The sequence below is a fragment of the Geobacillus zalihae NBRC 101842 genome (genome assembly GCF_001544135.1).
Classification (GTDB): Bacteria; Bacillota; Bacilli; order Bacillales; family Anoxybacillaceae; genus Geobacillus; species Geobacillus zalihae.
On the sequence record NZ_BCPV01000023.1, the window covers coordinates 41,933 to 60,309 of the forward strand.

Below are 18,377 nucleotides of genomic sequence, written 5' to 3' on the forward strand. Positions count from 1 at the left end.
GCGGTTTTCGCGAGACTGGAGGTAAACGGTTCGACAAACAATGAAGCGGACTTTGGACCGGCATCCGCCCAGGGTGCGAAACGACAAACACGCATGGGAGAGAATGGTGCATGATGACCAAAAACGAAATCCAAAAGTGGATAAAGGAATTCCCGCTGCTTAAAACGATCATGGCGGCCGAAGAGGTGTTTTGGCGCAATCCAAAATATCACGCGTTTGCGCAAGCTATTCGAACGATTCCTTTACGCGAACGCGATGTCAAGGAGGCGGAAGAACGATTGCGCCGCTTTGCCCCCTACATCGCGAAAGTTTTTCCCGAGACGCGGCCGGCCTATGGCATCATCGAATCCCCTTTAGTCCGGATTCCGAACATGCAACGGCGTTTGGAAAAGATGTTTCAGACCAACATCGAGGGGGAGCTGTTGCTAAAATGCGACAGCCATCTCCCGATTTCCGGGTCGATCAAGGCGCGTGGGGGCATTTACGAAGTGTTGAAACACGCGGAAGATCTTGCGCTCGCCAACGGGATGATCGCCATAGGAGAGGACTATGCGGTGATGGACAGCGAAGAATTCCGGCAGTTCTTTTCCCGCTATTCGCTTGTCGTCGGTTCGACAGGAAATTTAGGCTTGAGCATCGGCATCATCGGGGCGCAGCTTGGGTTCCGCGTCACCGTTCATATGTCAGCCGATGCGAAACAATGGAAAAAAGACTTATTGCGAAGCAAAGGGGTCACCGTCATCGAACATCTCACTGATTACAACAAAGTGGTGGAAGAGGCGCGAAGACAGTCCGCCGAGGATCCAACGTCGTATTTTATCGATGATGAGAACTCGATCCATCTGTTTTTAGGCTATGCGGTGGCGGCGTTTCGGCTGAAAAAGCAATTAGAGGACATGAACATCACGGTTGATGAAACCCATCCGCTCTTTGTGTATCTTCCTTGCGGCGTCGGCGGCGGTCCGGGCGGGGTGACGTTTGGGCTGAAGCTCGTGTACGGCGATCATGTGCATTGCTTTTTCGCTGAGCCGACGCATTCGCCTTGCATGCTGCTTGGGTTGATGACAGGAGAGCACGACCGCGTGTCGGTGCAAGATTTTGGCCTCGACAATAAGACCGAAGCGGACGGGCTAGCGGTGGGGCGGCCGTCGCGGCTGGTGGGAAACATGCTTGAGAACGTCATCAGCGGCGTCTATACGGTGGACGATTCGACGCTTTACCGCTTGCTCGCGGCGATGGTGGAAACGGAGGAAATCTATTTAGAGCCGTCCGCCTTGGCGGGGGTGGCGGGGCCTGTTCGGCTGTTTCGTGATTTGGCGGGGCAAACGTACGTAGAGGCAAACGGTTTGAAAGAAAAGATGAAAAACGCCGTCCATATTGGCTGGGCGACGGGTGGAAGCATGGTGCCAAAGGATGTGATGGAGGCCTATTATCGGGAAGGCGTGCGCATCGAAACGATGACAGGGAACGGTTTTTCTGAAGGACGATAAGATCATTCCATGGAGTTTTGAAACGAATGCATGAAATGTTGGAGGGGTTCGATGAAAACCGAAAAAGAAAAGATGGTGGCGGGACACTTGTACAATCCCGCTGATCCGGAGCTCGTCAAGGAGCGGGAGCGGGCGCGGCGGCTCGTTCGTTTGTATAATGAAACGTTGGAAACGGAATATGAAAAGCGAACCGCTCTGCTCAAAGAACTGTTCGGTTCAACGGGAGAACGGCTGTTTATCGAGCCGAACTTCCGCTGCGACTACGGCTATAACATTCACGTTGGCGAAAACTTTTTTATGAACTTTGATGGCGTGATTTTGGATGTATGTGAAGTGCGAATCGGCGACCATTGTTTTATTGGTCCCGGTGTGCACATTTATACGGCGACTCACCCGCTCGATCCGCACGAACGAAATTCCGGGTTGGAGTACGGAAAGCCGGTTGTGATCGGCCATAACGTCTGGATCGGCGGGCGGGCTGTCATCAATCCGGGCGTCACGATCGGCGACAACGCTGTCATCGCCTCAGGGGCGGTTGTGACAAAAGATGTCCACGCCAACGCGGTCGTTGGCGGAAACCCGGCGAAAGTGATCAAATGGCTCAAATAGCCCAAGGCCGCGCCCCGCGCAAAGCATGTGCGGGGCGTTTGGTTGCATCATCCTTCTTTGTTACGCCCACTGCACTGCCACCGCCCGAACAGGCGAACCGTCGCAGCCAGGCAAGGAAAGAGGAAGGGCAATAATATACGGGTCATCAAAATCGATTCGCTCGAAGTTCACGAAATTTTCTCCGATCACCCCGTTGGCGCCAAGAATAAGTTCGTGGGCGCGGAACGAAGAGCCGTCCGGCGGGTCGATGTTGAGCGCGTCGATGAAAAACGTCCGCACGCCTCGCTCCAGCATCGCTTCAATCACCTCCGGCGCAACGTACGGATGGGAAAAATACCGCTTTGTTCCGGCGTATTGCGACCAGCCGGTGTCAACTACCCCCACTTTGCGAACGCTTGAAGTGGGGGCTTGCAACTCCCCAGAAGTGCAAACGGACTTCGTCCTCCTTCCTTGACTTGGGGTTGCATCAGGGGGCAGGTTGACGACTACCCAACGACGCAGGTCATGCCTGCATCGTTACCGATTCTCTCGGTGTGTCTGTTGGCAGTACTTGGCTTCCACACACAACAGACGGACCTACGCTCGATGTTTTACGGTTACAACGTTTCCTGTAACCAACTCCATACATCGAGTAGCCGTGATTGGAGTGCCTTTATTGAACGGTTTTCTCCACGCCTTTATTCTATCATACACAAAAGAAAGGGGGAACGCGCATTCCTCTCCCACTTACTCCCTTTGGTCGTTGAAGTGGGAGTCTCCTGCGCGAAATAGGATGAAACAACACAACGGTTCCCGGCGACAGCTTCGGGATATACGGAGCGGCATCGGCCATCGTCACCGCTTCGCCTTCCGCTTTCCCCGTGGCATTGATCACGATGCCGCGGCCAAGAAAATAGGTGAGCGGCACGTCATCGAGCCGCCAACCGTGTTCGTAAAAGTGAAACGGCGCATCCACATGCGTGCCGCTGTGCGACCCAAGCACAAGGCGGCTGACGTGATAGCCGTCTTGGGCGAACGTCGCCGCCGGTTCGATTTTCGGCTTCGGATCCCCCGGGTACACCGGAGTTTGGGCCGTGATCGGCATGGTGAGGTCGATGAGTTTTTGGATGATCATGTTCTCGTCATTCCCTCCAAATCCATTGTCGGTAAAGGTCGATTCGTCGTTCGTCCATCATGGTGTAAAAGTGTTTCTTTAACGCTTGGCGTTGATTTTGATCGATCATAGCGTGTACGAGCTCTTCCCGTCCATTCATGTTGGCTGCGGCTATTTTCCTTCCATCCGGCCCATAAATAGAGGATAAACCAAAGAAATGGAAAGAAGAAGACGATCCAATTTGATTGCATGCCGCCACATAAACCGTGTTATCGATCGCTCGTGCCATGGCGAATTTTTGAAACGGTGCATGAAAGGGAGATTCCCAAGCACATGGAACGAGAAGAAGCTCGGCTCCATGAACCGCTAAGTATCTTGCTAGTTCCGGAAAAGCCAAGTCCCAGCAAATCATTAGACCAATGCGGCCGAGTTCTGTATCCACCAGCACCGGCTCGGCTCCTTTGGAAAACCAGGCTTTTTCAAAAGGAGTCAAATGGATTTTCCGGTAATTTCCGATACATTGTCCATTAGGATCGATCAACATAAGAGAGTTGTATAGATTTCCTGTATGGTCTTTTTCAACGTACCCGTAGGCCAGATACAATTGAAATGTTTGGGCAAGTTGGCTCATGTGTTGGAACGTAGAGCCGTCCCATGTCTGGGCCGCCTCTTTTAGCATTTCTGACAGTACGTAACCAGTGGTGCAAAGTTCCGGGAACAGAAGAAGGCGAACATTAGGGAACTTTCGTTTGCACTCATGGATGATCGTTTCCATTTTGGCCAAGTTGGCGCCAATGTCGCCGTCGGCCGGCATCATCTGCGCCAATGCGATGTCAAATGGTCTGTTCATATCATCCCTCCAAGCGAGTGGGAGATTGAAGCTCGACCGTATTCGTGCTCGCAGATATTTGTTTTGTCCATTTCATCACCCCCCAATAAACAGCTCCCGATAAAAGAAACGTCAGCATGGTGGAGCCGACGGCAAGCGGATGAATGTACGTAAAATAATAGGCGAAGACAGCTCCAACGATATAGGTGATGTAGGCGGCGATGTTGACTCCTTTTTGATAACGATATTGACCTTTTGTGTCGTACAAAATATCTTCTGCGTCGTATACCCCTTTTTTGATCAAAAAGTAATCAACGAGCACAATCGCAAACACAGGAATGAACAACGTGGCAATCAGCATAATGAAGTTAAAGAAATGGGACATCAGCACTTCTTTCAGCAAGGCGCCAAGCGTGCAAATCACTCCCATGATCAACGTCGGTTTCCAAAAGCCTGCGCGCGGGAAGACATTCATGAACGACATCGTGGCGCTGTATAATGCCATGACATTGGTCGAGAGTACAGAAAAGAACACAACGATGGATGCGATCAATCCAAACCCGTAAGCCGCAAGGAGAATCGTTGGATCATACGTCCGTTCCATGTTCGAGGCGATGCTGAAGCCGCTGACGACAGCGCCGAGCCCCATTGCAACAATGGAAGCGACCAGATAGCCAAAATACGTTCCCCAAAAACCGCTTGTTTCGGAGCGGCAGTTGCGGTTGAAATCGCAAACCGTCGACATCCAAGAAAAAGCGGTGGCGATGACGATGTCAAAGGCGATAATCGTGGTGATGGATGGATGTTCGCTCAATTTCATTTCGACTAGTGTCGAAATGTCATAAGTCGTAAAAATTTTATAAAAAACAAGGAAAGATAAAATCAACATGGCAATCGATATATATTTTTCGATTCGTTCCACCCCTCGGTGGCCAAAAATCGTAATGATCACAACAAGAAGTTCCGTCAAGATGACAAATAGGTTGATATTGCTGTATCCAGTGGCGTAATGGACGGCATAATTCAGACTAAGGCCAGCCATATAGGCTTGAATCCAGCTCCAGCCGATTAAAATGATCGTGTTGACAAGGGCGGGAAGGATGGCGCCTTTTTGTCCAAAGGCCGCTCTTGTGATCACCATTGTAGGGAGACCGGTGCGGATGCCGATGTTTCCAGTAAGGGCGAGCGGAATGGCGCCGATCGCCGAACCGACAATAATCGCCAGCATGGCGTTGGAGAAGGAAATGTCAGGAACAAACATCATCCCCGTCATGACCGTCGTAATCACCACATTCGCCGCAATCCAAAGAGTAAACGTGCTAAAAAAATTCATGCTCCGTTCGTTCATCGGGGTCGGCCGAATATCATCATGACCAAATCGTTCTGTCCACTTCATAAGGATTCTCCCTTCTTGATTTTCTATTTTAAATATTCAGAATAATAAACTTGCACCGATTTCGTCCTTAGGACGAAATCAGGAGTGCGATGAATACCATCCGAGTGGTTTGCCATGTTGGCTGATGTTCACATGCTTTGTTTCCGTAAAAGCAGCGAATCCTTGCGGTCCAAGCTCTCGGCCGATTCCGCTTTGTTTCAATCCTCCCCAAGGGGCATCGACATAGGGAGTGTGATAGCTGTTAATCCAAATCGTTCCTGCTCTCAATTTCCCGGCGATTTGTTCCGCCCGTTCGAGATCGCGGCTGAATAGGCCGGCTGCCAGACCGTATATGGTGTCATTCGCCAACTTGATCGCCTCTTCATCATGTTCAAACGGTTGTACGGTTATGACCGGTCCAAAGATTTCTTCTTGGACGATGCGCATATCTTGACGGACATGGGCGAAAACGGCAGGAGTGAGATAATACCCCCGTTCTTTCATTCGTTTTCCTCCCTGCAGCAGTACTCCTCCTTCCTGCAAGCCGATCTGGATATACGTTTCCACTTTTTCTAAATGTGAGGAGCTGATTAACGGCCCCATCTCCGTATGTTCCGCGAAAGGATCGCCAATGCGGAGGGAAGCTAGTCTTTGGGTCAGCTGATCAAGAAACGAATCATAAACGCGTCGTTGAACAAGAATTCGCGAAGCAGCCACACACACTTCTCCTTGATTGAAGAAGGAGGCAAACAACGCCCACTCGATGGTGCTGGCAAGATCCGCATCGTCAAAAATGAGCAGCGGGGATTTTCCGCCAAGTTCCAAAGATACTCGCTTCAAACGGCGAGCGCCTTGTTCGTAAATCCATCGTCCGGTTTTCGTTCCGCCGGTAAACGATATTTTTTCCACATCAGGGTGTGTCACCAATGTTTCTCCAACCGGCGAACCGCCTCCAGGAACAAGATTAAACACGCCTGGCGGGAGACCGATGGAATCGATCAGCTTTGTCAGTTCGATGAACGATAACGGAGTCAGTTCTGATGGTTTAAATACCACTGTATTTCCCGCCGCAAGCGCTGGAGCCAGTTTCCATATTCCTAACAAGAGAGGAAAATTCCAAGGAACAATCAACGCGCATACCCCGATTGGCTCCTCAATGATTTTGCTTGTCGTGCCATCGGTTCTTTTTATTTCCTCGATGGCCCGTTGTTCAACAAAATCGGCGTAGTAACGAAGGCATTGGATTGAATCGCTGACATCGAGGCGCGACTCGCGAATCGGTTTTCCTGTATTCAACGTCTCGATCGAAGCGAATGTTTCTGCGTTTTGTTCCAACAGGTCCGCTAATTGGCGAAGCGCAGCGATCCGTTTTGCTGGATTGAATGGCCAATCGGTATATTGAAAAGCATGACGAGCTGCTTGGATCGCTTCTACGGCTTGTTGTTGGGATGCTTCATTGATTTCTATAATGATTTCCTCATTCGCGGGATTGATGACCGGTCTTTTTTTTCCTTCTCCTTTACTCCATTTTCCGTTGACGTATATCATGGAAGATTGCTCCTTTTCGGCAAGATGGTTTTATGGCGTTGTCGCTGTGGATAGACGGTTGGCCTGCGCCCGCCTTTTCTTTAGCGCCACAAGTGTGATCATTTCATATATAATAGCAGACGCCAATATGGCTGTCATTTCCCCGCTGTCGTAAGCAGGCAACACCTCGACAAGATCAAATCCGACAATATTTAACCCGTCAAGCCCTCTTACGTATTCTAATGCCTCATAGCTTGTCGGTCCGCCTACTTCCGGCGTGCCTGTTCCAGGAGCGAATGCCGGGTCAACAAAGTCAATGTCATAAGAAACGAAAACCGGTTTGTTTCCGACGCGTTGATGGATGCGGCGCATCACTTCGGAAAAGCCGATTTGTCGGACTTCCCTCATCGGAATGACTTCAAAACCAAGCCGTCGTGCGTCCTCGAGATCATCCGCGCTGTAGAGCGGTCCGCGCATTCCGACTTGAATGGAATGATTGACATCGAGCAGCCCTTCTTCAACCGCGCGGCGGAACGGTGTGCCATGCATATATTTTTCTCCATAGTAATGGTCCCATGTGTCGCTGTGTGAGTCAAAATGAACGAGGGCAACGGGACCAAAGCGTTCGTAAAAAGCCCGCAAGTGTCCTAACGTAATGGAGTGGTCGCCGCCCATCAGAATCGGAACGATGTTTTTCTTTAACAATGGCCGCAGCTCTTCGACGATGCGATCATATGTGCGGAGCGCATTGCCCGGGATGACATCAACGTCCCCGTAATCGACGCCAGAACAATAGGCAAAAATATCGATATCCATGTCCGGATTGTAAGGGCGCAACAGGACGGAAAAATTGCGAATGTGCTGCGGACCATATCGTTGGCCGGTGCGATTCGAGGCTGCTGTGTCGAATGGAACACCGAGCACGGCGAAATCAATGCCATTTGTCGTTTTGATTGGTTCTAGACGCATAAAGGTTCGAACTCCGCAAAAGCGGGGTGATTGGGAAGAATCTTTCGGTTTATACATGTCAAGACCTCCTTGGGCAGTGAAAAATAGTTTGTGATATTTAGAAGCAAAAAGTATGCCAAAAAGGGGAAGTAGACAAGAAAATACGTAAGCAGGGCTGTTTTGACCGCCATCCTTGCTTGCGTATGTTCAAAAATGAGCGAACGCTTGATTCAAAAATGAATCTTAATTCGTTTTTGAATCAATACCATACTTTTTCAGCTTTCGTACGACCGTTGGCTGGCTGATGCCAAGATAATCAGCCATCTCGTATGTTGTTTTGCACTGTTTGACGGCGCGCAGGAGCCATTGCCGTTCCACTTGTTCCATGGCTTCTTTTAATGTCGACGGTTCGTTCTGTTTTTCCAACGATTGATGGGTTGTGATCACCTCTGGATGTTTTTGGATCGAAAAAGGAAGATATTCCGGATAAATGGCTCTCGTTTCAGAAGTAATGACTAACCGTTCGATCATATTTTCCAGCTCACGCACGTTGCCCGGCCAGTCGTACTGAATGAGATGGTCGACGATGGACGGATGGAAATATTTATCCATTTGGTATTTTTCGTTGAATTTTTTCAAAAAGTATTGCGCCAGCATGAAAATATCTTCTTTTCTCTCGCGCAAAGAAGGAACATAAATCGGAATCACATGCAAACGATAAAATAAATCTTGGCGGAACTTCCCTTGCTTCACCATCTGTTCTAGGTTCTGATTCGTCGAGGCGATCAGACGAAAATCGACCGTTCGTTCTTTAATGCCTCCAACGCGTATGACTTTTTTCTCTTGAAGCACTTTCAGCAGTTTCGCTTGCATCGAAAGGGGAAGCTCGCCAATTTCATCAAGGAAGAGAGTCCCTTTGTCGGCCAATTCGATCAGCCCCGGTTTTCCTGTTTTTTGCGCACCGGTAAAGGACCCTTTTTCATAGCCGAACATTTCCGATTCAAACAACGATTCAGGAATGGCGCTGCAATTGACCTCAATAAACGGTTCGTTTCGCCTTGGGCTATGGAGATGAAGGGAACGGGCGAATACGTTTTTTCCGACTCCAGACTCGCCGAGGAAAAGAACCGTCGCATCCGATTGGGCCACGCGGTGCACGAGCTTCCAAATTCGTTCCATCGCCTTGCTTTGGATGACGATATGGTCCGGTTTCAACTCCTCGATTTCCATTTGATAATGTTCCATCTGCTTTCTCAGTTTTTCATAGTCTTCTTTTAAACGCTCCAGTTCTGTTAAATCGTGGGAGAAACTGATCACCCGGACAAGGCGGTTTTGTTGGTCAAATACCGGCACTCCTGTCGCCATGACAACCCGGCCGGTGGCGGTTTGCTGCATCAATTGAACCTCTTTTTTCTCCCGCAATACTCTGGCTGTAACGGAAGGGCAAAAGACGTTTTCTTTTTCTAATTGATAGACCGATTTTCCGACTAAATAAGAGGCGTCCTTTCCGTATATGGACAAGCAATTCGGGCTGGCGCGAAGAACGATCCCGTTTTCGTCTGCGATGACAATATTGTCGTTCGATGATCTCAATATCGCATCCAACTCGAATTCCAACACATCGGCTGTACGTTGCATACTTTCCCTCCTAGCAGTCTGTCAGCGCTTCTATTACTAACTTTATCTAAAGAAGAGAAAAAATCCTCTTTCTTTGTCATATGATTTTCCGTGAAGTTTTTGGCATGTTGTTTGCATGTATGAAAAAGTGAATCATGACATAAGGAACGGAGGAAAAAAGATGAAGGCAAAAACAAAAAAATATATCCAAGTCAAAACAGCGATTCCGGGACCAAAAGCAAAGGAGCTATTAAGAAAAAAAGAAGAGAATGTTCCGCGGGGGCCGTTTCACACCGTACCGACATTTGGGGTAAAAGGAGAGGGGGCTCTCTTAACCGATGTGGATGGAAATACGTTTATCGACTTGGCTGGGGCGATTGGAAGCCTCAATGTCGGCCATTGCCCCCCGAAAGTGGTGGAAGCGATCCAAAAACAAGCGGAGCAGTATATTCATCCATGTTTTCACGTTATGATGTATGAACCGTATGTCGAATTGGCAGAGACATTGAACCGCATCACGCCAGGGAATCATTCGAAAAAGACCTTCTTCTTGAACAGCGGGGCAGAAGCGGTCGAAAATGCCGTCAAAATTGCCCGAAAGTATACTGGGAGAAGAGCCATTCTCTCCTTTGAAAGAGGATTTCACGGACGGACGCTGCTGGCGATGTCGCTCACGAGCAAAGTCAAACCCTATAAATTCGGATTCGGCCCCTTTGCGCCCGATACGTACAAACTGCCTTATCCATATTATTACCGAAAGCCAGCGGGCATGACCAACGAGGAATTGGACGCCGAGCTTTTGCGGCGGCTTGAGGATTTTTTCCTCTCCGACGTTCCGGCAGAAGAGGTAGCCGCAATCATTATGGAGCCTGTACAAGGGGAGGGCGGGTTTATTGTTCCGTCGAAAACATTTGTTCAAGGGGTCAAACGAATTTGTGAAAAATACGGGATTTTGTTTATCGCCGATGAGATCCAGACGGGATTTGGACGAACGGGGAAGATGTTTGCCATTGAACATTTTGATGTGATCCCTGATTTAATCACCATGTCCAAGTCGATCGGGGCAGGAGTGCCGATTAGTGCGGTGACGGGAAGAGCGGAAGTCATGGATGCACCCAACCCGGGAGAAATCGGCGGGACGTACGGAGGCAGCCCGCTCGGCTGCGTGGCCGCTTTGGAAGTGATTCGCATGTTGCAACAAGAACAGTTGGTTGAACGGGCCAATGTCATTGGACAAATCGCCATTGATCGGTTCAGACGGCTGCAGGAGAAATACGAGACGGTCGGGGATGTTCGGGGGCTCGGCGCCATGGTGGCCGTTGAATTTGTCACTGACGCTAAGACGAAAACACCGAATAAGGAGTTGACGGCCGCCATTTTGCGAGAATGCCATCAACGGGGGGTCATCGTCATGGGTGCGGGCCTATACAGCAATGTCATTCGTCTGTTAACGCCGCTTGTCATCACAGATGAACAGCTGGAGGAAGCATTGGATGTCATCGAAGAGGTTATTGCCGAATTGGCATGATTAGTGTCCTGACCAAACTACTCATGAAAACTTCGCTATGCAGTCGAATTTTGGACCGTGCCACCTTTTTGTGGCGCGGTTTTTTATTGAGATTGACCACTTTTACCACGAGAGAATGTTTTTGAAGGGAGAACAATCCGTATTGATGCAAAAATGAATTTTTAATTCAAAAAAGAATTAGAACAGTTGGGGGGTCGCAGGAAATGAGATGATAGAAACCAGTGCGGATAGCTGACAAAAAATATCGAATAGTCAAAATGGTGGCACAAAACTTGCGAACTACTTTCAATGAACAAATGGTTTGGTCAAAGGGGGATGTACATGACACAGAGCAACTGGATGCCTCTCTTTCACAAAATGCCCGACCTGCTCGCGCCAACGATGGCGAAAGACCATCCGAATCTGCCGGTTGTCAAGGAAGAGGGGTGCTACTATTACGGATTAGATGGAAGGAAATATCTTGATTTTACTTCTGGTATCGCCGTGGCGAATACGGGGCATCGTCATCCAAAGGTCGTGCAGGCCATCAAAGAGGCCGCAGACCGCCTAATGCACGGGCCGAGCGGTGTGATCATGTATGAGTCCATTTTGCGCTTGGCCGAAGAGCTGACGAAAATTTTGCCAGAAGGACTTGACTGCTTCTTTTTTGCCAACAGTGGAACAGAAGCGATCGAAGGTGCGATCAAATTAGCGAAACATGTGACACGGCGGCCATACGTCATTTCATTTACCGGATGTTTTCATGGCCGTTCGTTAGGGGCGCTCAGCGTCAGCACATCGAAAAGCAAATATCGGAAATACTTGCAGCCAAATGGGTTGACGTATCAACTTCCATATGCCAATCCAAAGGATTGTCCAGTTGGGGAGGATCCAGATGTGTATTTTGCCAATAGGCTTGAAAACGACGTGGCTTCTTTGTTTGCCCATCAAGTGACTCCGGAAGAAGTGGCATGCATGATTGTCGAGCCGGTGTTGGGAGAAGGAGGATATATTGTGCCTCCCAAAGGGTGGCTTCACAAGATGAGGGAAATTTGTGATCGCTATGAAATTTTACTTATTTTCGATGAAGTACAGACAGGTTTTGGTCGTACTGGCGAGTGGTTTGCTGCTCAAACATTCGGTGTCACTCCAGACATTATGGCCATTGCCAAGGGCATCGCTTCCGGTCTTCCATTAAGTGCAACAGTGGCTTCGAAAGAATTAATGAAACAGTGGCCGCTCGGCAGCCATGGGACAACCTTTGGAGGCAACCCCATCGCATGCGAGGCGGCGCTGGCGACTTTAGAAGTATTTAGGGAAGAAAAATTGTTAGAAAATTGCAGGGAAGTTGGGGAATACGCGCGAAAAAAACTGGAAGTTTTAAAAAGGAAGCATCCCGTCATTGGAGACGTGCGTTCGATCGGTCTGATGATCGGCATTGAGATCGTCCAGCCGCATACTGGCGAACCGAATGGGGAGGGAGTGATGAATATTTTGAATCGTTGCCTGCAAAAAGGCGTTCTTTTCTATCTATGCGGCAATCAAGGAGAAGTGATTCGCATGATCCCACCGCTGATCGTGACAAAAGAACAGATTGACGAAGGATTAAGCATGCTCGACGAGGCGTTGACCGAATATGAAGCGGAAATCGGTGTGCATTCGTTCGCTTCTGGAAAATGAAAAAAGAGGGGGCACATGTCGATTGCAATTTGGAAATTGGGTGTATTCAGGAACCGATGTCGTGTCTCGTTGAAGGAATGTCTGCCTTTATGAAAGGACCTCGAAGGAGATCGATTTCTGAATTATAAGAGGATGGGGGAATGGTTATGAACGCACTGGATAGTGGGGTTCTCTTATGTTATTTTCTCGTATTGATCGTCGCAGGGATTTTGGGGGCGAAGCGGGCGAAAACCGCCGAAGATTTTGCGTTGGCAGGCCGAAATCTCGGACTATTTGTCTATCTTGGATGTCTGTCTGCTGTGATTTTGGGCGGCGCTTCAACGATTGGGACGGCGAAGTTAGGGTATCAATTTGGGATTTCGGGTATGTGGTTTGTTTTTATGATTGGCTTGGGCATTGCTGTGCTCGGTCTGTTTTTTACAAACCAAATTTACGGCGCCCATGTGACCACGATCAGCGAACTGCTTGGCCGCCGTTACAATCAGGAAACGCGTTTGATCAGCGCGTTGGTTGCCGCGATTTATACGCTGATGGTTTCGGTGACACAAGTCATTGGGATGGGCACCATCATTCATGCTGTTTTAGGTTGGAGCATGACCGTTTCGATGTTAGTCGGCGGGGGGATCGTGCTGTTTTACACGATTCTCGGGGGCATGTGGAGCGTTACGATGACGGACATCATTCAGTTTATCGTCATGACAGTCGGCATTTTCTTCGTAATGCTGCCAATGAGTTTGTCCCATGTCGGCGGATGGACATCGCTTTTGGAGCGATTGCCAGCGTCGCATTTTGATCTGACGTCCATGGGATGGGCAAATATTTTCCAATACTTCTTGCTCTATACGTTAGGAATGGTGGTATCACAAGACATTTGGCAACGGGTGTTTACGGCCAGAACACCGAACATTGCTCGAGGCGGCGCAATATATGCTGGTCTCTACAGCGTTGCTTATGCCGTAGCGTTAAGCGTCATTGGTATGTGCGGGGTGATTGTTTTTCCGAATATGAACGATCCGCAAAACGTATTTGCCAACATGTCATTAGAGATTTTGCCACACGGCTTGTTAGGGCTCATTTTGGCCAGCGTATGTTCTGCTCTCATGTCAACGGCCTCCGGAACATTGCTTGCCTCGTCTACTCTGTTATCGCATGATATTTTGAAGCAATATTGGCTTAAAAATATGAGCGATCGACAGTTTGTCCTTTTGTCCAGAATGATGACGCTAGCGGTTGGGATTGTCGCCATTGTCTTTGCTATTTGGATTCAGGATGTGCTTGTCGCATTGGATGTAGCCTATGCCATTTTGTCAGGCGCCATTTTCGTGCCAGTGGTTCTCGGTTTCTTTTGGAAGCGAGCAACAGCGAAAGCCGGCTTCTATTCGATTGTGATCAGCTCATTGGTCGTTCTCATTGGTTTGGTCGTGGAGGGATTGAGTTCCACCAACCCGATCATGTATGGAATTGGGGTGAGTATCGTTTCGATTGTGGTTTTTTCTTACCTCTTTCCATCCTCCAATCTGAAAGAAGGGAATAAAATGATAGAGGAGCAACAACATGTCCTATAAACGGATCAGAAAAGAGGATTCTAGCAAATTTGCGGCGAAATAAAAAAATGGATTGACACAGGCAATGTTTGGGTTGCGAATACTAGTTTAGGGAAAGGATGGGAACATGGCGGAAAGAAAACAGCTATACATCAACGGTGAATGGCGGGAAGCCAAGTCGTACACTGAGCTGAAATCGCCATACTCACGCGAGACGATTGCCGAAATCCCTGTGGCCACCGAACAAGAAGTCGACGAAGCGATCGCGGCGGCGTACGCCGCGCGGCAAACGATGGCGGCCATGCCAGCGCATGAACGAGCCGCCATTTTAGAGCGGGTCGTCGAGCAGCTGAAAGAGCGGCAGGAAGAAGCGGCGAGGTTGATCGCCTTGGAAGCAGCCAAACCGATCACCACGGCGAAAGGGGAAGTCGCCCGCACGATCCAAACGTACAAATTCGCCGCCGAAGAAGCCAAACGCATTCATGGGGAAACACTGCCGCTCGACGCGGCGCCGGGCGGGGAAAATCGCATCGCCTTGACGGTCCGCGAGCCGATCGGCGTCATCGGGGCGATTACGCCGTTTAACTTCCCGATGAACTTGGTCGCCCATAAACTTGGCCCGGCCATCGCCTCGGGCAACACAGTTGTGTTAAAACCAGCCAGCCAAACGCCGCTGTCCGCCTATTTTATCGCCGAATTGTTCGAAAAAGCCGGTTTGCCGAAAGGGGCGCTCAACGTCGTCACCGGAAGCGGCCGCACGGTCGGCGACAAAATCGTCACCGACCCGCGCATCAGCATGATCACCTTCACCGGCAGCCCGGAAGTCGGCATCGCGATCCGCAATAAAGCAGGCTTAAAGCGGGTGACGCTCGAGCTCGGCTCCAACTCGGCCGTGATCGTCGACGAGCAGGTCGATATTGACCGCATCATCCCGCGCTGCGTATTTGGCGCGTTCACGTTCCAAGGACAAGTATGTATTTCGCTCCAGCGCGTCTATGTCCATGAAAAGCGCTATGACGAGTTCGTCGAAAAATTTGTCGCCGCCGCGAAACAGTTGAAAACAGGCGACCCGTTGGATCCAACCACCGATGTATCCGCCTTGATTACGCCAAACGATGTCGACCGGGCGCTCTCTTGGATCGAAGAGGCAAAACAAGGCGGCGCCAACGTCGTCCTCGGCGGCGAGCGCGACGGCAATATCTTGCTTCCGACGGTCATTGTGGACGCCGAACCGACGATGAAAGTGTCTTGCCAAGAAGTGTTCGCCCCGATCGTCTTGATCAACCGCGTCCGTTCGATCGATGAAGCCATTGAACTTGTCAATGACTCGCGCTACGGCTTGCAGGCGGGCATCTACACCGACAACGTCCATACCGCGTGGAAAGCGGCGAAACAACTGCACGTTGGCGGCGTGTTGATTAACGACATCCCAACGTTCCGCGTTGACCATATGCCGTACGGCGGCGTGAAAGAAAGCGGGTTTGGCCGCGAAGGGATTCGCTATGCGATCGAGGAAATGACGGAGTTGAAATTGATTATTTTTAACCAGAATTAAGCGGGATGAGAAGAGGTTGGAGTAAAGTTTATTCCTAAAATTCTAGAAGAATGGTTGCGCAGCCTTGGAGAGAGTGGCACTCCAAGGCTGTATGTTTAAGCGTGCTTTTCCAAAATATATCCCCAACGGTTCGAGGCGAGAACAGACAGGTGGTATTTATGCTCGAGCTGTTTGCTGAACCATGCTTTTTTCACGAGAAGCAGGCTTCGGCTTGTATGCAAGAACGTTTTCAGCCCTCCGTGCCGAGGTTTGAGGTCATTCGCAAGCTCTGCTGTCAAGACCGCATTTTGCGGCCAGCGACCCTTCTCGTGCAACGGATGGTACATAAACAGTTCGTATCCATGAACAGGCATTTGGGCGGTCTGCTGAAGCAATGCCAGTTCGAAATTTGGCTTGGGATGATGGATATAATGTTGAATATTCGTTTCGTAAAACGATGTGACGAACAACAGTCCAGTCAGCAACACTCCCCGCGCTCCCCACGTTCCTTTTCTCCATAATTGACTTGCGCAAATGCCAATCAATATGCAAAGCGGCGGATAGACAGGGAGGATGTACCATCTGATTTTCGTCTTAGCTATGGTAAACATGAGAAGCGGGACGCAAATCCAAAGCAAAATCCCGATCACATCTTCTTTCAATCGATGGTCTGTTCCTTCAAACGCTAAAAGACGAACGCCTTGCATGTAACTGATGACCATGATTCCGACCAAGAGCGCCAGCCACCAAAAGAAAAAATGAACAAGAATGATGCCGTAGTAGGTTTCATCGCCGATATGACCTTCAATGGGCCGAGTGGAGCGCAACAACAAGTCATATCCGATCATTTGTTTAAAAAAACTGAATCCATCATAGTGATAGCGGGCAAAAGCCCAAGCGAGCACAGGAACAACGAAGGTGAGCGCTGCCCTCCACCATGCGCGCCAGCGTCCTGACTCCCACTGCCTAGTGATGAGAAAATATAAGACCATGATCAACAGAATGTTCCCCGCATGCCAACTTTTCGTTAAAAAAGCAAGTGAACAGGCAAGGCCCGCTGCATACAACCATCGCGTCTGCCGTCTGGCGGCCAGCAAAGAAAGGATGGATAACGTAAAGAAGAATACAAAGAGCGAATCCGCATCTCCTGTGCGAGCGCAATGGTTGAGAAGATATTGGGTGCTAGTAGACAAGGCAAGCAATGAGACGATCGCGGCCATGCTTCCAAACCGTTTTTTCACAAATAGCGCAATGGCAACGGCCGTGAGCGTAGCGCAAATGCCAGACATCAGCCGCAAACCAAGCGCGTTCATCCCAACGAGTTTATAGCCAATCATGATCGCCCAGTAGCTAACAGGAGGCTTTAAATTCCAGTAATCAGGATGCCCAAGGTATGTGTTGACGATCAAGTTTCCATGCCTCAGCATTTCGTATGCATTGACGCCATGACGCGCTTCGTCCCAGCTTGAAATCGGGAATGTTCCTAGATGATAAAAGACGTTGTAGACCATCATCGAGAAGATCAACGCCGCCGCTAGATAAAACGAGATGTTTCGTACACTTGGATTTCTCATGCGATCCACTCCTTTATCGGCACGCTGTGCTTCGAAAAAAAGCAACACCGACATAGAAGCTATTACAAGTAGATGAAGATGTCAAGCATGGATGTGTTGGAGAACATGATATTTTTGCCGCCAACAAGGAAAAAACCATCTTCATGGCGAATGAAAAGAAATGAATCATCATTCAGAGGAGGAGAGCCATGGAAACGGTTGTGCTGACATTTGACCAAAACAAAGCGATATTGGAACTGAACCGCCCGCAGGCGTTAAATGCTATGGATGTGCAAATGCTAACGGAACTCGTCGACGCGCTGCGGAAAATCAAGGAAAGTGATGCTTCCGTTGTCGTCATCCGCGGCAAAGGGAGAGGATTTTCTGCGGGCGGCGACATTAAGACAATGCTGGCGGTTGATGACCCGAGCCAATTTCAAACCGTGATGAAAACGATTCAGGAGATGATCATGCTCTTGTATACGATGCCGAAAATCACCGTTTCGCTCATCCATGGCCCAGCGGCCGGCCTTGGGTTCAGCTTTGCCTTGGCGAGCGATTGCCTCATCGCCACGAAAGAAGCACGCTTGGCGATGAATTTCATCGGCATCGGTCTCGTCCCTGACGGCGGCGGGCATTTCTTCCTGGCCCAGCGGGTCGGCACGGCGAAAGCCAAACAGATCATTTGGGAAGGAAAACCGATGAGCGCGGACGAAGCGCAGCAGCTCGGGCTGATTGACTTCATCGTCGAAGATGAACAACAGGCGGAACAAGCAATCGCTTCCTTGCAAGAAAAACCGCTTCAAGCCATGATCGCCACGAAATTGCTGTATGTCGAACAAACAAAAGAGGAGTTGCTTCGCGTGCTCGAACTTGAAACCGACGTCCAACAGCGCATGCGGCAAACCGAAGACCACCGCGAAGGCGTCCGCGCCTTTTTAGAAAAGCGGAAGCCGGTGTTTCGGGGGAGGTAAGAGGGATTGAGACAACAAACTCCTGCCTGACTGCGCTTGTGTGCATCTTGGCAGGAGTCTCTTTTTTAGTACAAATACCTGTATTAACTCACATTTC

Annotated in this window: 13 protein-coding genes and 2 pseudogenes; 7 read left to right on the forward strand and 8 right to left on the reverse strand. The window is 49.6% G+C overall.

All coding sequences use genetic code 11. The annotated features are described in order from the left end of the window. Positions 1 to 110 precede the first annotated feature (110 nt). Entirely contained in the window at positions 111 to 1,490 is a 1,380-nt protein-coding gene (gene dsdA, locus GZ1_RS08475; RefSeq protein WP_060788322.1) for a D-serine ammonia-lyase, read from the forward strand. Between the two features lie 51 nt (positions 1,491 to 1,541). After that, a complete protein-coding gene (locus GZ1_RS08480; RefSeq protein WP_060788323.1) occupies positions 1,542 to 2,099 on the forward strand; it encodes a sugar O-acetyltransferase in 558 nt (185 codons plus the stop codon). A gap of 60 nt (positions 2,100 to 2,159) precedes the next feature. On the opposite strand, the pseudogene GZ1_RS08485 reads toward GZ1_RS08480, so the two are convergent. From GZ1_RS08485 to GZ1_RS08515, 7 genes and pseudogenes are all read right to left on the reverse strand, one after another. Then, positions 2,160 to 2,471: pseudogene (locus tag GZ1_RS08485) on the reverse strand (cyclase family protein); the annotation flags it as partial. A gap of 400 nt (positions 2,472 to 2,871) precedes the next feature. Continuing rightward, positions 2,872 to 3,213: pseudogene (locus tag GZ1_RS08490) on the reverse strand (cyclase family protein); the annotation flags it as partial. 7 nt (positions 3,214 to 3,220) lie between these two features. Then, positions 3,221 to 4,042: a carbon-nitrogen hydrolase family protein gene (locus GZ1_RS08495; protein WP_033011723.1), complete on the reverse strand. Its 822-nt coding sequence runs from the start codon at positions 4,040 to 4,042 to the stop codon at positions 3,221 to 3,223. A 1-nt stretch (position 4,043) separates the two neighbouring features. After that, entirely contained in the window at positions 4,044 to 5,417 is a 1,374-nt protein-coding gene (locus tag GZ1_RS08500) for a purine-cytosine permease family protein (protein ID WP_060788324.1), read from the reverse strand. 78 nt (positions 5,418 to 5,495) lie between these two features. Continuing rightward, positions 5,496 to 6,944 (reverse strand): aldehyde dehydrogenase family protein, encoded by a 1,449-nt coding sequence (locus tag GZ1_RS08505; protein ID WP_060788325.1) that lies wholly within the window; start codon positions 6,942 to 6,944, stop codon positions 5,496 to 5,498. A 30-nt stretch (positions 6,945 to 6,974) separates the two neighbouring features. After that, the gene (gene speB / locus GZ1_RS08510) at positions 6,975 to 7,949 is read right to left on the reverse strand and encodes an agmatinase (protein ID WP_033011454.1); all 975 of its coding nucleotides are present in this window, start codon (positions 7,947 to 7,949) and stop codon (positions 6,975 to 6,977) included. A gap of 165 nt (positions 7,950 to 8,114) precedes the next feature. Next, entirely contained in the window at positions 8,115 to 9,509 is a 1,395-nt protein-coding gene (locus tag GZ1_RS08515) for a sigma-54 interaction domain-containing protein (protein WP_033011456.1), read from the reverse strand. A 160-nt stretch (positions 9,510 to 9,669) separates the two neighbouring features. On the opposite strand from GZ1_RS08515, the gene gabT reads away from it, so the two are divergent. The 4 genes from gabT (at position 9,670) to GZ1_RS08535 (ending at position 15,774) form a co-directional block, all read left to right on the forward strand. Continuing rightward, positions 9,670 to 11,016, forward strand: coding sequence for a 4-aminobutyrate--2-oxoglutarate transaminase (gabT, locus tag GZ1_RS08520; protein WP_015375006.1), 1,347 nt, complete (start codon positions 9,670 to 9,672; stop codon positions 11,014 to 11,016). 321 nt (positions 11,017 to 11,337) lie between these two features. Further along, entirely contained in the window at positions 11,338 to 12,675 is a 1,338-nt protein-coding gene (locus GZ1_RS08525) for an aspartate aminotransferase family protein (RefSeq protein WP_015375005.1), read from the forward strand. 146 nt (positions 12,676 to 12,821) lie between these two features. Then, the gene (locus GZ1_RS08530; protein WP_041470498.1) at positions 12,822 to 14,240 is read left to right on the forward strand and encodes a sodium:solute symporter family protein; all 1,419 of its coding nucleotides are present in this window, start codon (positions 12,822 to 12,824) and stop codon (positions 14,238 to 14,240) included. A gap of 106 nt (positions 14,241 to 14,346) precedes the next feature. Next, positions 14,347 to 15,774 (forward strand): aldehyde dehydrogenase family protein, encoded by a 1,428-nt coding sequence (locus tag GZ1_RS08535; RefSeq protein ID WP_015375003.1) that lies wholly within the window; start codon positions 14,347 to 14,349, stop codon positions 15,772 to 15,774. Positions 15,775 to 15,869: 95 nt separating this feature from the next. On the opposite strand, the gene GZ1_RS08540 is transcribed toward GZ1_RS08535, so the two are convergent. After that, positions 15,870 to 17,327 (reverse strand): ArnT family glycosyltransferase, encoded by a 1,458-nt coding sequence (locus GZ1_RS08540; RefSeq protein ID WP_015375002.1) that lies wholly within the window; start codon positions 17,325 to 17,327, stop codon positions 15,870 to 15,872. Between the two features lie 188 nt (positions 17,328 to 17,515). Between GZ1_RS08540 and GZ1_RS08545 the strand changes: the two genes are divergently transcribed. Next, a complete protein-coding gene (locus GZ1_RS08545) occupies positions 17,516 to 18,280 on the forward strand; it encodes an enoyl-CoA hydratase (RefSeq protein ID WP_060788326.1) in 765 nt (254 codons plus the stop codon). The last annotated feature ends 97 nt before the right edge of the window (positions 18,281 to 18,377 follow it).

Bases quoted from the DNA above. Each gene is read 5' to 3' on its own strand.
- dsdA (WP_060788322.1), top strand. From the start codon at position 111: ATGATGACCAAAAACGAAATCCAAAAGTGGATAAAGGAATTCCCGCTG.
- GZ1_RS08480 (WP_060788323.1), top strand. From the start codon at position 1,542: ATGAAAACCGAAAAAGAAAAGATGGTGGCGGGACACTTGTACAATCCC.
- GZ1_RS08495 (WP_033011723.1), bottom strand. From the start codon at position 4,042: ATGAACAGACCATTTGACATCGCATTGGCGCAGATGATGCCGGCCGAC.
- GZ1_RS08500 (WP_060788324.1), bottom strand. From the start codon at position 5,417: ATGAAGTGGACAGAACGATTTGGTCATGATGATATTCGGCCGACCCCG.
- GZ1_RS08505 (WP_060788325.1), bottom strand. From the start codon at position 6,944: ATGATATACGTCAACGGAAAATGGAGTAAAGGAGAAGGAAAAAAAAGA.
- speB (WP_033011454.1), bottom strand. From the start codon at position 7,949: ATGTATAAACCGAAAGATTCTTCCCAATCACCCCGCTTTTGCGGAGTT.
- GZ1_RS08515 (WP_033011456.1), bottom strand. From the start codon at position 9,509: ATGCAACGTACAGCCGATGTGTTGGAATTCGAGTTGGATGCGATATTG.
- gabT (WP_015375006.1), top strand. From the start codon at position 9,670: ATGAAGGCAAAAACAAAAAAATATATCCAAGTCAAAACAGCGATTCCG.
- GZ1_RS08525 (WP_015375005.1), top strand. From the start codon at position 11,338: ATGACACAGAGCAACTGGATGCCTCTCTTTCACAAAATGCCCGACCTG.
- GZ1_RS08530 (WP_041470498.1), top strand. From the start codon at position 12,822: ATGAACGCACTGGATAGTGGGGTTCTCTTATGTTATTTTCTCGTATTG.
- GZ1_RS08535 (WP_015375003.1), top strand. From the start codon at position 14,347: ATGGCGGAAAGAAAACAGCTATACATCAACGGTGAATGGCGGGAAGCC.
- GZ1_RS08540 (WP_015375002.1), bottom strand. From the start codon at position 17,327: ATGAGAAATCCAAGTGTACGAAACATCTCGTTTTATCTAGCGGCGGCG.
- GZ1_RS08545 (WP_060788326.1), top strand. From the start codon at position 17,516: ATGGAAACGGTTGTGCTGACATTTGACCAAAACAAAGCGATATTGGAA.